Below are 13,666 nucleotides of genomic sequence, written 5' to 3'. Positions count from 1 at the left end.
AAAAAAGAAAATCAACGATTTAATTAATTGCTTACTAAAGTTGTCACGATTGGCTAATTCTACAGCAAATCGTCAATGCAAATTTATATGAATAAAGGGGACAGATATAATTTTGATTTATAGCTTATTTGTCAAATCTTCCTCAGAAAGCGCTTTTGCCAAGTCAATAATTTTTCGACGCACTTTAGCATCAGATATATTTGTAAAAGCGCGCATGAGCTGAATCCCTTCGCTGCTAGAACAAAAGTCTATAAAATTGTGATCACTTTCAGCAAAACCCTCTACTTGTTGGGAGGTAATACCTTTATCAAAAAAGTAAGAAACAGGAACATCCATAATTTCCGCTATCGCTTGAAGACGACTGGCACCAATACGGTTTGTTCCTTTTTCATATTTTTGGATTTGCTGAAAAGTAATTCCTAATTTTTCGCCTAGTTTCTCTTGAGTGAGTCCTAAAATATTACGACGTAAACGGATACGAGTTCCAACATAGATATCTATAGGGTCAGGTTTTTTTTTAGTTTCGGTCATAATGCAACTCTTTATTTCCAGCACTTTTCTTCTAAACCAACATCATATTTATACGAAGCTGATTTATCATATAATTAAAATAATATGTAATATTTTTTCCCAATATTACTGGTACACGCAACATAATACCGTACAAGGAGCACTTGAATCACTTAAGCTGTTTTGTAAAACCAAAACCAACACGACACAATAGCATAAGGATGAATAAGATAAAAGTAGAGAAAGTTCTGTATTCATTGCTTCCTATAGGGGTAATGGATGATGGAACTTGCGAATCAATAATGCCCACAGCATTTTGTTGAAGAGCTACAACGATTCGTCCATAAGAATCAATAACAGCTGATATTCCATTATTGGCTGCCCGTATGAGGGGGATTCCCAGTTCAACTGCACGAAGCTGTGCTTGTTGAAGATGTTGATAGGGGCCCGGTGTTACACCAAACCATGCATCATTTGTAATATTAATAATTGCTTGAGGCGGGGATCCTTTAAAAGTCATTTCATGGGGAAATATTGCTTCATAACAAATCAAGGGTAGATAAGAAAATCCGTTTGGCATTGTAACAATTTTGCGCACACTTGCAGCACTATATCCACCAATATTATCGGCAAGGGTACGCAATCCAATTTTTTTCAATAGATTCTGATAAGGAAGATACTCACCAAAAGGAACCAAATGAAGCTTATCGGAAGTGTTTAAAATATTACCTTGAGCATTAATGAGTGCAATTGTATTAAAATATTGTGTTTGGGAATGAGGTATATCATTGCTGGCGCGTATTGCTCCGACAATAGCCCATTGCTTAGGTTTTAAAAGAGAGGCAATGCGCATTGTGATAGATGAGTTATCATAGAGAAGGTAAGGAACGGAAGCTTCGGGCCATACGATAAAATCGGGTTCTGAGTTTTGATCGGTTGTTGGCATTGCACTTAGATTCAGATGTGCTTCCAACATAGCTTCTCGTGTATTATCACGCAATTTTATATTTTGTTGGATAGAAGGTTGAACAATGCGCACCCAATAAGATTTTTTTTGATTTTCAGCTGTGTTTTCTATAGTATGAAGACGATAAAACCCAAAACCACTATGAATGAATATAAGTGATAAGCAAAGAGAAAGTGCTGCTTTCTTTTTTTCATCCGTTAATAAAACAGTTGGCAAACTGTAGGCTAATACAGCAAGAATATTTATTCCGTAAAGTCCTACTATTGCATCAGATTGCATGAACATAGGGGTTGGCATGGCTGTATAGCCAAGAGCATTCCATGGAAATCCTGTGAATAAAAATGCACGCAACCATTCGGCCAATCCTAATGCAAAGGCTAAAACAAAAAAGCGTGCTATTCCTTTTGTCCATAATAAACCGACAATGAAACCAGAAAAAAACCAATAAAGAGAAAGGTAGAGTGGGGGGCCTAAAATGGCTAATGGGACTGCCCAACCAAAAGAATCTGGATCTGTTAATAAAGCATTGCATAGCCACCAAAGTCCGCAAATAAAATAACTAAAACCAAAGGTTCCACAGCTTAAAGCGTAAGTAAAAAAATGTTTTTTATTGTTTTTAGTGTCCCGTATTGAGTCAAGTAAAACAATAAAGAGAGGGAAAGTTAAAAAGCAAAGAGGTGTCAAATAAAAGGGTGGAAGTGCAAAAGAAGTAAGAGCACCGCACAGAAATATCCATGCTTGGCGCTTCCAACCGGTAACAGAGGACAAAAAAACGATGAAATTGTTTAAAAACGCTGGACTATTCTTTAGGGATGGCATTGTTCTCAAGATTCTCATTTTGGGGAATGCGAAAAATACGCAATCGCTTAATCCGGCGTTTATCAGCTTCTAAAATACGAAATCTATAGCCAGGTACAGCTTCGACAATTTCACCTTTGGCAGGAATGCGATCAAGAATGGAGACGATCAAACCACCAATAGTATCAACTTCATCACCATATTCCCCTACAATAAAATCAGGACCAAGAGCTTTCTCCACATCTTCTAGTTCAGTTCTTGCATCAACGAGCCATTTATTATTTGGTTCACGTACGATAGCATTGTCAACATTATCATGTTCATCTTCGATATCCCCAACGACTAACTCAACAATATCTTCCATTGAAACGAGACCATCTGTTCCCCCATGTTCATCAATAACTAAAGCCATTTGTGTTCGTGTAGTTTGCATCCGTGTTAATAATTTGCTTGCAAGCATGGAACTTGGAACAAAAAGAACTGTTCGGATCAAATCCAATTCACCGATTGGGGTATGTAAGTCTGTATGGTTTAATTGAAGCAAATCGGATTTCTGGTCAGTTTTTGTTGGGCTGACAATAAAGCGAGTCATATAGTTAAGAACATCGCGGATATGAATCATGCCGCGCGGATCATCTAAAGTTTCAGCATAAACAGGTATGCGAGAATGACCAATTTTTGCAAAACATTTAAGGGTTTCTCCAAGTGAAGTGTTTATTTCCAGTGCTTCGATTTCAGAACGTGGTATCATAACATCATCCACGCGTGCTTCACGTAAGCGTAAAATATTATGCAGCATAGTACGTTCTTCAGGTGAGAAGAGGTCGGTATCTTTTTCATTGTTAGTCGTGAGTGCAACGGTAAGATCGTCGCGCAGTGATGTCGATGCACAATTACGGCCACGTAAGAATGAAAATAAATGATTCATCAGGGAATATTTTTCTGTATGATTCGTCTGTTGAGAGGGGTCTTTTTCATTATTAGAAGATGCTTGACTATTATTTTGTGCATTTATTTTGTTTGCCATGGTTTTGAGATCTTCTAGACTTTCTTTTTATAATAGATAAATAAGAGGCTTTAAATGGTATGCTGGTAATATTGATTTTAAAAGTTAAATTTTATCATTGATAGACAATTCTGCGTAAGGATCTTTTATAGAAAGCTTTTGAAGAATTTCTCTTTCGAGCTTTTCCATTTTATATGCTTCATCATCAGTTTCATGGTCATAACCAAGCAGATGCAAGATACCATGAACAATCATATGCGTTAAATGATCTTGAAATGTTTTTCCTTCTTTCTCTGCTTCGAAAACAACAGTTTCTCGGGCAATAATAATATCACCGAGTATGGGACCAGGTCGATTTCCAGCTTTAAGTGGAAAAGCAGGAAAGGATAATACATTAGTAGATTTGTTTTTGTTGCGCCATTGTGCATTGATTTGTGCCATATGTTCATCATCCGTAAAAAGCAGGCTAATCTCGCTTACAACATCTTCCAATGAAACATGATGCATAGTCGTCATTAATGCTTTTTCAGTAATATTATAAAGCATTTTCTCATCATTCCACCCTGCGCTTTTAACCATTATATCAATAATAATCATGATGAATCAAACTCATTTTTTAATGCATCATGTTCATCATCGCATGTGAATGATTTTTTTTTATTTTTTATCTCGGAATCACGATCATAAGCACGAACGATAGCAGCAACAAGTGGATGGCGTATAACATCTTTTTCATCAAAATGTACAATTGCAATATTTTCTACATTTGAAAGAATGCGAATTGCTTCAATGAGACCTGACTTTTGCCCTGTAGGCAAATCAATTTGGCTTACGTCACCGGTAATAATCATACGTGTTCCTTCTCCAAGACGTGTGAGGAACATCTTCATTTGCATGGGCGTAGTATTTTGTGCCTCATCAAGAATAACAGCAGCATGGGCAAGTGTTCGTCCGCGCATAAAGGCAAGAGGAGCAATTTCGATGACACCAGAAGCTAAAATGCGCTCGACTTTTTCAGCAGGCATCATATCATAAAGAGCATCATAAAGTGGTCGTAAATATGGGTCGACTTTTTCTTTGAGATCACCGGGAAGAAAACCAAGATGTTCTCCAGCTTCAACAGCCGGACGCGAGAGAATAATTCGCTCAATGATACCACGTTCTAGAAGCATAGCAGCATGAGCAACAGCAAGATAAGTTTTACCTGTTCCTGCTGGTCCTACACCAAACACAAGTTCAGTATGCTCCATAGCGCGTATGTAAGCATCTTGTGTTGGAGTTCTTGCATGAATTATTTTTTTATGGGTACTTAGCCGTGCTGGTATACGTTTCGTTGCAGATTTGTGAGTTATTGTGTCTTCTTTCTGCTTCTTTGGTATATTTGCCATAGCAAGCGCTCCTTTTATATCTGATAAAGTGAGCTCTTGATGTGTTTTGGCACGTTCATAAAGTTGCTGCAATACATATTGCGCACGTTTTATAACCGAAATATTTCCACGGATTAATACTTCATTACCACGCGGATGAATACTAAGTTCGAGTTTTTTTTCGATATAAGCGAGATTTTCGTCAAATTTACCAAAAACTGCTTTTGCATATTTATTATTTTCGAAAATCAAAACAACTTGGCTCAGATCTGAAGCGCTTGTTTGTTTTAAGGTATCAGCCTTTTCAAGGGACATATTTACTTTTTCTTTAATACGCTTTATTTTTTCGGTTGAAGCTTTCAGCCTATTCTCCATATCTACATAAAGATTGCACATTTTGTTAAGTAAACTTTATAAAAGACAATTTTTTACAAAAGTGCACGCTTTAGATGTAATCATTTTCTTTTAAAATAAAAGAGTTTTCCAAAATATTTATTGTGAACAAGGTTTTAGAGGCATATTTATCTATTTGTCACTTCACCAACAAAACTGTTTGAGCTTGCATTTTTAATATTAACTTCTATTACGCTACCTGTAGAGGCTTCTGTATCGACGACAACAGGTAAAAGCCAAGGGGAACGTCCTACCATTTGTCCAGAGTGACGTCCAGGTTTTTCGATGAGAACGTTCGTTTTTTGACCAATTTTAGAACGCAAAAACGCATTTTGTTGCTCAAGGAGAAGGACTTGTAAATGTTGAAGGCGGGCATCTTTTACAGATTCATCAACATGATTTTTCATTGTGGCTCCCACTGTTCCAGGACGGGGGGAATATTTAAAAGAATAAGCTGAACTGTACTGTACTTGTTGAATAAGTTTAATGGTTTCTTCAAAGTCTTCATCTGTTTCTCCTGGAAAACCTACAATGAAATCGCCTGAAAAGGCAATATCTGGCCGTGCGGTTCGAATTTTTTCGATAAGATGAAGATAATGAGAGCTTTTATGTTGGCGGTTCATAGCTTTTAAGATGCGATCTGAGCCTGATTGAACAGGAAGATGGAGGTAAGGCATTAACATATCAAGATCTCGATGCGCGGCAATAAGGCTATCATCCATATCACGTGGGTGGCTGGTTGTGTAACGCAAACGCTTTAAACCATCGAGTTTTGCAAGATGATAAAGCAGATCGCCAAGACGCCAAGTTTTGCCATCAACATTTTGTCCATGCCAACCATTGACATTTTGTCCAAGCAGCGTAATTTCTTTGACACCCGCTTCGATGAGTTGAAGGGCTTCTTCAGTAATTTGCTCAACGGATCGTGATATTTCAGCACCGCGTGTATAGGGCACAACACAAAAAGTGCAAAATTTATCGCAACCTTCCTGTACTGTTAAAAATGCGCTAACACCTCGTTTTCTTACTGCATGTTTATTATGGGGCGGCAAATGAGCAAATTTATCTTCAACAGCATAGTCTGTTTCGATAATTTTTTTTCCGTGTTTGGCTTTCTCTAACAATTCTGGCAAGCGATGATACATTTGCGGACCAATAACAAGATCCACTGTTGGAGCACGGCGCAAGATTTCACTTCCCTCAGCTTGTGCAACACAACCCGTTACACCAACCATCAGGGGTTTATCAGGTGTGCGCTCTTGACGCATAACGCGCAAACGACCGAGATCAGAATAAAGTTTTTCTGCTGCTTTTTCACGAATATGACAGGTATTAACAAGAATAAGATCGGCATCACTGGGAATTTGTGTTGTCACATAGCCTTGCGAACTGAGACTATCAGTCATCCGTTGGCTATCATAAACATTCATTTGGCATCCATAGGTTTTGATAAAAACCTTTTTCGGAGCAACAGGAGGTGTATTTTTAGGATTTACTTTATTCATGGCACATGTGTAAATGTTTTTTACACAAATCTCAATCTATTTACTTAAAAGTTTTTTGCATGATAATTGCATCACCACGACCATTTTTTGACGGGTAGTAGGCAAGACGTTCAGAAATTTTTTGAAATTCAAAGCGTTGATAAAGGTTCAAAGCAGAAAGGTTTGTGGCTTCTACTTCCAAGAATAATTTTATAGCGCCTTTGTTGTGAAGATGCTGAACTGTGCTTTCGATAAGAAAGGTACCAATTCCTTGTTGACGATAATGAGGGTGAACAGCAATTGTGATGATTTCTGCTTCATCAAGGATGAGACGGCATAGGCAAAAGCCTAAAATTTGATCAGAGCGATCAATGAGAAAAACTTTGTATCCGAAGATAGAGTGATCTGTTAAGAAATTATCAAAAGCTTGTTTCCCCCAAGAAGGGGTAAAACAATGTTGATGAATTTGATGAAGAGGAGCACTATCATTAATTTGTAGCGGAGCAATTCTAAAAATCTTTTTTGTCAATGAAAATTTGGGCATTATTTTTTTTGTGGTAAAGCAAAATTGGTTTGTTGCTTTGCATCAGCGCTGCGTAGATAGAGTGGGCGAGGCGAATTTTTTGATTGTTTGTTTGCAGCAAGATAAGCATAGTTTACAATATCAGCCGCTTCGCAGGGGATTTTTTCTAGGACAATTTTTTCGTTTATTTTATGGTTTTTAATATGTTCCACAATGACATCAGCAGCTGGGCCAGTCAGACGGGTTTTTTTTGGCAAATCGTCGAGGATATTTTCAATTGTTTTTAATCCCGGCGCTCCCAAAGGTGTGAGATCTTTATGGAAATTTTGATGGTAAAACATCTCTCTCCCTGCTTCAATGACAACAGTAATTGCTGATGCTGTACTTTTACTGTTTATTACTTGTGCTGCTAACGCTTCAAAAGCACTCACTCCAATAGCTGGTATCTCAAGTGCTAATGCCAAAGCGCGCGCTGTTGCAACACCGACACGTACACCAGTAAATGACCCAGGTCCAATATTGACAGCAATACGCTCAACTTGATCAAGAGTCATATTGGCTTGTGTCATTATTTGTGTAATTTGCCCAATAAGTTTTTCAGCATGCCCTTTGTTCATGCGCTCATTGATACGCGCAATAACAGATTTATGACGAATAAGCGCAACAGCGCAATAGATTGAAGCAGTGTCTATGGCAAGGATAAGCATGAAAATATTGTAGTTGAATAATATGATAAACAAAAGGCCTGCTGTATTTTTTTACTCTTTTTTATTTTATTGTACATTTTGCAATAGTTAAAGTCACTTATAAAACAAATAGATAACACTGTTTTTTTGAAGTTTTTTATTATGTTTAATCAATATTTAATATTCTTTTCCTTATTGAATGTGGGGGAGATTTAATTTTCATTATGCTTTGTTGTATAACAGAGCAAATAACAACCATTTGAAGGGAAGAAATCGTGAGATCACATTTGTTTTTCCCAATAAGAGCACATTCATTAGCCTTTTGTAAAAACTTGATTTTGGTTAGAGTAGAGTTTTTAATGAATGATGTATTTCAGTACTATGATACTCAGTTATAAGCAATTTGATAGCTTTCTGCACTATATTAAAGCGCATGAAATTTTTTGTATAGAATGATAGAGAATTCTTTGAAATGTTAGCTTAGTTTGGTGAAAAGGCTACCCTAATACTAGCAAATATTGGGGTTTATTGTGTGCTACATTGAAAAAAGCAAAAGTATTTAAGGGCTATTTCAAAATATTATCTGATTTAAATCGATTAATTTTATCATGATCAGACTACAAGCTCCAAGGGTGAGTATGGAGCAGGTTGAAGCTAAGATAACACGCCATCCTGCTTTTTTCAATGAACGAATATCAACGCCTAGTCCTAATGCTGCCATTGAAATGACGGTCAATAACTGAGCAATTAGTTTGATGGGATTAAGTACTTTTTCAGGGATAAAACCACTTGAGCGAACAAGCATCATAAGAATAAAGCCAATAATAAACCATGGGACAAGGGTATGTAGACGCAGGCGTGTTTGTGCTGATCGATGATAGATAATGGATAGGATACAAATAACAGGGCCTAACATGAGAACACGTACTAATTTGACAATTGTTGCAATTTGAACGCTCACGAAAGATATTGGCGCTGTTGCTGCTAAGACCTGTGGTACGGCATAAACTACCATGCCAGCAAGCACACCATATTGACTAAATGACAAGTTCAAAAATAGATATAAAAAAGGGAGAAGTAAAATAATAACAACTCCTAAAAGAGCAGTAAAAGCAATTGATGCAGCTACTTCTTCGTGTTTAGCTTTAATGATAGGTGCAACGGCAACGATAGCTGAGTTACCACAAATAGCATTTCCGCAAGCAACGAGCATTGCTAAATGTTTAGAGAGCCCGCAGATTCGACCAATGGCAAAGCTAAGGATAATCATTACGAATATAACGAATATGATGCTAGAAAGTAAATTCCAACCGGCTGAAAGCACTGCGTTAATGCTAATGCTTGCTCCTAGAAGTACGATAGCAATTTCAAGAAGTGTTTTGGCACAAAAAGTTATACCTTTTTGAAAATATGTTGGCAAAGTAAAACAACTACGGGTAACAGATCCTAAGAGAATTGCTAAAACAAGACTTTCAAGCCATGCTTGCCCAAAAAGCTGCTTTTCCACGACTTCTAAACCATACGCTAAAGCTGATATGAATAAACATACTAAAATACCAGGACCAAGGTCGTTGAAAAATAAGAGTTTTTTCTTTAGCATTTGAATATTTCCCCGTCATTAAAGAGCTAAAGGTTAAGAAGAAAAAGTTTTAAAGATTTGTTCGTGCTTGTACAGCTGCTGCTAAAGTTCCATCATCAAGATAATCAAGTTCGCCTCCTACAGGAACACCATGAGCAAGTCGCGTAATTTTAACTGAAAAATTGGAAAGCTGATCTGTGATATAGTGAGCAGTTGTTTGACCTTCGACGGTTGCATTGACAGCAAGAATAATTTCTGTAATGGGATTTTGTACAACACGTTGTATTAAGGCGGCAATGTTGAGTTCGTCAGGACCTATTCCATCTAAGGGGGAGAGTCGTCCACCCAATACATGGTAACGTGCGGCTAAAGTTTTTGCACGCTCAAGAGCCCACAGATCAGCAATATCCTCAACAACAATAATTGTTGTATCATCGCGGCGAGGATCTGTACAAATTGAACAAGGATCAATGGTATCGACATTTCCACAAACAGAACAAATGCCGACTTTTTCTATAGCTGCTTGTATAGCTGCTCCTAAAGGCTCCAGCAATGTCTCTTTTTTTTTGATAAGATGAAGTGCAGCACGACGCGCTGAACGTGGACCAAGACCTGGTATACGTGATAAAATCTGAATGAGACGTTCAATCTCAGGTCCTGCAATGTATTTAGACATATTTTTGTCCCACGGAAAAATCCGTTTCATTAAAATGGAAGCTTTAAACCTGATGGGAGCGGTAGTCCTGCCGTTATACTTTTGGTTTTTTCTTCTATTGCGACTTCGATTTTTGCTCTGGCTTCATTATAAGCTGCCATAATGAGATCTTCAAGAATTTCAGCTTCCTCAGGTTTGAGTAATGAAGGATCAATTTGAATTGCTGTTATAATATTTTTGCCACTTAAAGTGATATTGACAAGACCACCCCCTGCAGTGCCGGTAGCTTGCAGATTAGCTATTTCTTCCTGAATCTTCTGCATTTTTTCTTGCATTTCTTTGGCTTTTTTCATCATGCTCATCATTTCACGCATAGGAATAGGTATCCTTATTCATCATTGATATCATTTTTATTTTTAAAAATATCAGCATTTTTAGAGGTATTGGGGAGTAAATCAAGATCATTTTCTTCTTTATTGAGTCGAATATCGACAATTTTTGCTTCTGGGAAATGGTTGAGGATTTTCGCGATATCAGGATCTGTTTCTGCATTGGAAAAAAGAGTCTTTTGAATCGCTATACTTTCCTCCTGTAAGGTTGGTCCACCTCCTTCATTAACAAAAGTTATCGTCCAGCGTTTCTCAGTCCATTGAGATATCTTTTTTTCTATATCATGAGCAAGAAATTGAGGGGTATTTTCAGAAAGTCTTAAGGTAATATGCCCAGCTTCAAAAGAAACAGGATGAATAAATTCTTTAACAAGGAGTTTGAAAGGAGTGTCATTATGCTGTTCGGCTAATTGAACAATATCGTGCAAAGAATTAATCACTAGAGTTTCAGGTTGAGTAATCTTTTCCGTTGTTTGCGTGACAGAATGCGATAAATTTGCAATCTTTTCAGAAAGATCAATAGATTGAGAAGTTTCAAGAGTTTCTGCTACTTCTTGGGTTTTTGTGTTGTCAGGGTTTTGATTTTTAACAAATTTTTCCGGTTGTAAGGAATGATCTAATTGATTTTTTAAATCTGATTGATCTGGTAATGTATTTGAAATGCTCGAGGAAGCATGGGCTTCGACCATTGTTTCTTTTGTTATATTATTTGCATTTGCAGATTCTTGATGAGAAGAGTTTTTAACCAGTGTGAGAGGTGTTTTTTCTTGTGAAAGCTTTTTTAAAGCTTCATCAAGAGTTGGTAAGTCAGCTGTGTGAGCAAGACGAATTAAAAGCATTTCAGCGGCTTGAAGCGGACGTGCAGTTTGATTAACTTCCTGCAAACCTTTGAGTAACATTTGCCAGTTTCGGGATAAAACAGGAACGGAAAGTTTTTTTGAAAAATTTAAGCTTCTTAAACGTTGTTCTTCAGTCAGCGAGGAATCTTCCACTATTTCTGGTGTAAAACGTAAACGTGTAACCAGATGATTAAAATCGGCTAGTTCTGTCAATACAGTAAGAGGATCAGCACCTGCCTCATATTGACTGCGTAATTCATGTAATGCATTGACAACATCGCCCTTCATGATAAATTCAAAAAGATCAATAATACGCGCTTGATCCGCTAATCCTAACATTGTACGCACCGCAATGGCATTAACATTGCCATTGCCATGGGCAATCGCTTGATCAAAAATGGATAATGCATCACGTGCAGATCCTTCTGCAGCACGGGCAATCATAGAGAGTGCTTGATCTTCTACTTCTACCTTTTCATATTTCGCAATTTGGCGCAAATGTGCACTCAAAGCTTTTGATTCAATACGTCGCAAATCAAAACGTTGGCAACGCGAAAGAATTGTAATAGGAACTTTGCGAATTTCTGTTGTGGCAAAAATAAATTTCACATGGGACGGTGGTTCTTCAAGAGTTTTCAATAAACCATTAAAGGCTTGTGTTGAGAGCATATGTACTTCATCGATAATATAAACCTTATAACGTGCAGAAACAGGACGATAGCGTATTTGTTCAATAATTTCACGAATATCATCAATGCCCGTATGAGAAGCGGCATCCATTTCTATAACATCAATATGGCGTCCTTCGATAATTTGTGTGCAATGTTCACCAAGAGAGTCCAATACGGTTGTTGGTTGGTCAATATCTTTTGTTTTATAATTAAGCGCGCGTGCCAAAATACGTGCTGTTGTGGTTTTACCTACGCCACGAATCCCTGTTAACATCCACGCCTGTGCAATACGACCTTTTTCGAAGGCGTTGGTGAGAGTACGCACCATAGCTTCCTGACCAATGAGGTCAGAGAAGTTTTGAGGTCGATATTTACGAGCAAGAACACGATAGGCTGTTTCTACCGGTACATTTTCCATGAATATTTCCAACTTCGAAGTTTTTTATGCGTACATTTTGATATACAAAAGCATAGATCAATACTGTAGTCTCATATAAAAGGATTTTTTTTTAATCAAATTATTTATAGGATAATTTGTTTAAAAATAATCAAATCCCTTCATTTGCTGCATACAAATGCCGCTCTGAAGATTAAAAATACCTCGCTAAAAGACAGCATAAAAAATAATTTCTTCAGCAAAATAGGAGGCTGGAACGATGACCCGTACCAGAACTCGTTGGGGCTGCTTCTTTCCAGACCTGACCCAGTTGGCGAGTAGTTCGTCCACCACCAACCTCCCAAGTTCATATTGTCGATTTGGAATGAAAAATCAAGCTCAGAAACGAAAAATATCCTAAGAACGATGAAGAATTTTCTTTTGTGTTTAATTTATTGACATATAAACAACAAAGAGACTGTGGATTTATCAGTTTTCATAACAGTAGCTCTTTATATTTATTTGGTATGAAAATATTTTTTCGCTTAGGATAATTTGAATGTATAATTATTCTCATTCGCTGAAATATGTAAGAGTTTTAAGGTAGATACGTTTGTTCTAAAACTTACGAAATTGAACCATCAAAAATTTACAACAGTCAAAGAAGCAAATAAAGCAGATAGATCATGTAATTGGCTAACATTCGAAAATTAGGGGGAAGAGTGCTATTTAAATAATTATAAAATATTGCTTTAATGGTGTTGCTTCTCTCACACAAAACAGAACATCTCAAACAGAATAACTTAATGTTGTACATTCACAGGCTTTTTAAAGAGCTATTGCTCAATACTCTATTTCAAACCCCGCTCGTAATAGTATACATGGTTTCTTTGAGGTATAAATCCCTTCCATTGAGGTATAAATCCATTGTGCACTACTCTCTTTACACTTAATAAAAGCATGCATTTGAGCCCTCATACTATTTAACAAATCCCAATGTTGCGATCCCTTGCACCTGAGAGGCTTTATAAGAAGCATTTTTATTCCTTTTTTTTAATTGTTTTTACTCACACACCACTCCTATTTGTAACTTTCAAGGAAACGATTTTAATTGATTCAATATGCAGATTTAAGCTAGGAGGATCGTACTTTATTTGCGGTTGTAATTCAGTATCAAAAAATCAAAGTCTTATAATGATAAGTCAATATCTTAAATATCTTATAAGGTCAGCACCTCATTTCTATAATGAATGAGAATATCAAATACGTAATATTTTTTCTTTTAACATATACGAATATAAATACTGAGTAGATGTTATCGCTCTTTTTTTGAGTGCTTGTTCTTTTAATTAAAAAACATTGATGTTCATCACAAGACGGATCAATATATAAATTTTCATTATTTGAGAAAAGATTTCATATA

Annotated in this window: 12 protein-coding genes and 1 other RNA gene; all 13 read right to left on the bottom strand. The window is 36.8% G+C overall.

The window, feature by feature from the left end; translation table 11 throughout:
- Nucleotides 1-117: 117 nt before the first annotated feature.
- Entirely contained in the window at nt 118-531 is a 414-nt protein-coding gene (locus ACFIK6_RS02370; RefSeq protein WP_375641615.1) for a helix-turn-helix domain-containing protein, read from the bottom strand.
- Nucleotides 532-679: 148 nt separating this feature from the next.
- Nucleotides 680-2,314, bottom strand: a complete 1,635-nt coding sequence (lnt, locus tag ACFIK6_RS02365) for an apolipoprotein N-acyltransferase (RefSeq protein ID WP_375641614.1) — start codon at nt 2,312-2,314, stop codon at nt 680-682.
- Nucleotides 2,277-3,302 carry a hemolysin family protein gene (locus ACFIK6_RS02360; RefSeq protein ID WP_375641613.1) on the bottom strand — a complete coding sequence of 342 codons (1,026 nt, stop codon included), beginning with the start codon at nt 3,300-3,302 and terminating at the stop codon, nt 2,277-2,279. Before ACFIK6_RS02360 ends, lnt begins: the two co-directional genes overlap by 38 nt.
- Before the next feature lie 84 nt (nt 3,303-3,386).
- The gene (gene ybeY / locus ACFIK6_RS02355) at nt 3,387-3,878 is read right to left on the bottom strand and encodes an rRNA maturation RNase YbeY (RefSeq protein WP_375641612.1); all 492 of its coding nucleotides are present in this window, start codon (nt 3,876-3,878) and stop codon (nt 3,387-3,389) included.
- A complete protein-coding gene (locus tag ACFIK6_RS02350) occupies nt 3,875-5,011 on the bottom strand; it encodes a PhoH family protein (RefSeq protein ID WP_375677334.1) in 1,137 nt (378 codons plus the stop codon). Before ACFIK6_RS02350 ends, ybeY begins: the two co-directional genes overlap by 4 nt.
- Before the next feature lie 158 nt (nt 5,012-5,169).
- Complete coding sequence (gene miaB / locus ACFIK6_RS02345) at nt 5,170-6,546, bottom strand: tRNA (N6-isopentenyl adenosine(37)-C2)-methylthiotransferase MiaB (protein WP_375677324.1); 1,377 nt, start codon at nt 6,544-6,546, stop codon at nt 5,170-5,172.
- 40 nt (nt 6,547-6,586) lie between these two features.
- Nucleotides 6,587-7,069, bottom strand: a complete 483-nt coding sequence (rimI, locus tag ACFIK6_RS02340; RefSeq protein ID WP_375677323.1) for a ribosomal protein S18-alanine N-acetyltransferase — start codon at nt 7,067-7,069, stop codon at nt 6,587-6,589.
- Nucleotides 7,069-7,755, bottom strand: a complete 687-nt coding sequence (gene tsaB / locus ACFIK6_RS02335) for a tRNA (adenosine(37)-N6)-threonylcarbamoyltransferase complex dimerization subunit type 1 TsaB (RefSeq protein ID WP_375677333.1) — start codon at nt 7,753-7,755, stop codon at nt 7,069-7,071. Before tsaB ends, rimI begins: the two co-directional genes overlap by 1 nt.
- A gap of 550 nt (nt 7,756-8,305) precedes the next feature.
- On the bottom strand, nt 8,306-9,334 hold the full coding sequence (locus ACFIK6_RS02330) for a YeiH family protein (RefSeq protein ID WP_375677322.1): 1,029 nt from the start codon (nt 9,332-9,334) through the stop codon (nt 8,306-8,308).
- 49 nt (nt 9,335-9,383) lie between these two features.
- Nucleotides 9,384-9,989 (bottom strand): recombination mediator RecR, encoded by a 606-nt coding sequence (recR, locus tag ACFIK6_RS02325; RefSeq protein WP_375677321.1) that lies wholly within the window; start codon nt 9,987-9,989, stop codon nt 9,384-9,386.
- 29 nt (nt 9,990-10,018) lie between these two features.
- Nucleotides 10,019-10,342 (bottom strand): YbaB/EbfC family nucleoid-associated protein, encoded by a 324-nt coding sequence (locus tag ACFIK6_RS02320; protein ID WP_375677320.1) that lies wholly within the window; start codon nt 10,340-10,342, stop codon nt 10,019-10,021.
- Nucleotides 10,343-10,356: 14 nt separating this feature from the next.
- Complete coding sequence (locus tag ACFIK6_RS02315) at nt 10,357-12,285, bottom strand: DNA polymerase III subunit gamma/tau (RefSeq protein ID WP_375677319.1); 1,929 nt, start codon at nt 12,283-12,285, stop codon at nt 10,357-10,359.
- Nucleotides 12,286-12,507: 222 nt separating this feature from the next.
- Nucleotides 12,508-12,605, bottom strand: an RNA gene (ffs, locus tag ACFIK6_RS02310) — signal recognition particle sRNA small type.
- Nucleotides 12,606-13,666: the final 1,061 nt, after the last annotated feature.

Origin of the sequence: Bartonella sp. AS69XJJH (assembly GCF_042195585.1) — a bacterium.
In the GTDB taxonomy this organism is placed as follows: Bacteria; Pseudomonadota; Alphaproteobacteria; order Rhizobiales; family Rhizobiaceae; genus Bartonella.
Note: the sequence above shows the minus strand (reverse complement) of the source record. Positions and strands in the feature narration are given on the sequence as shown.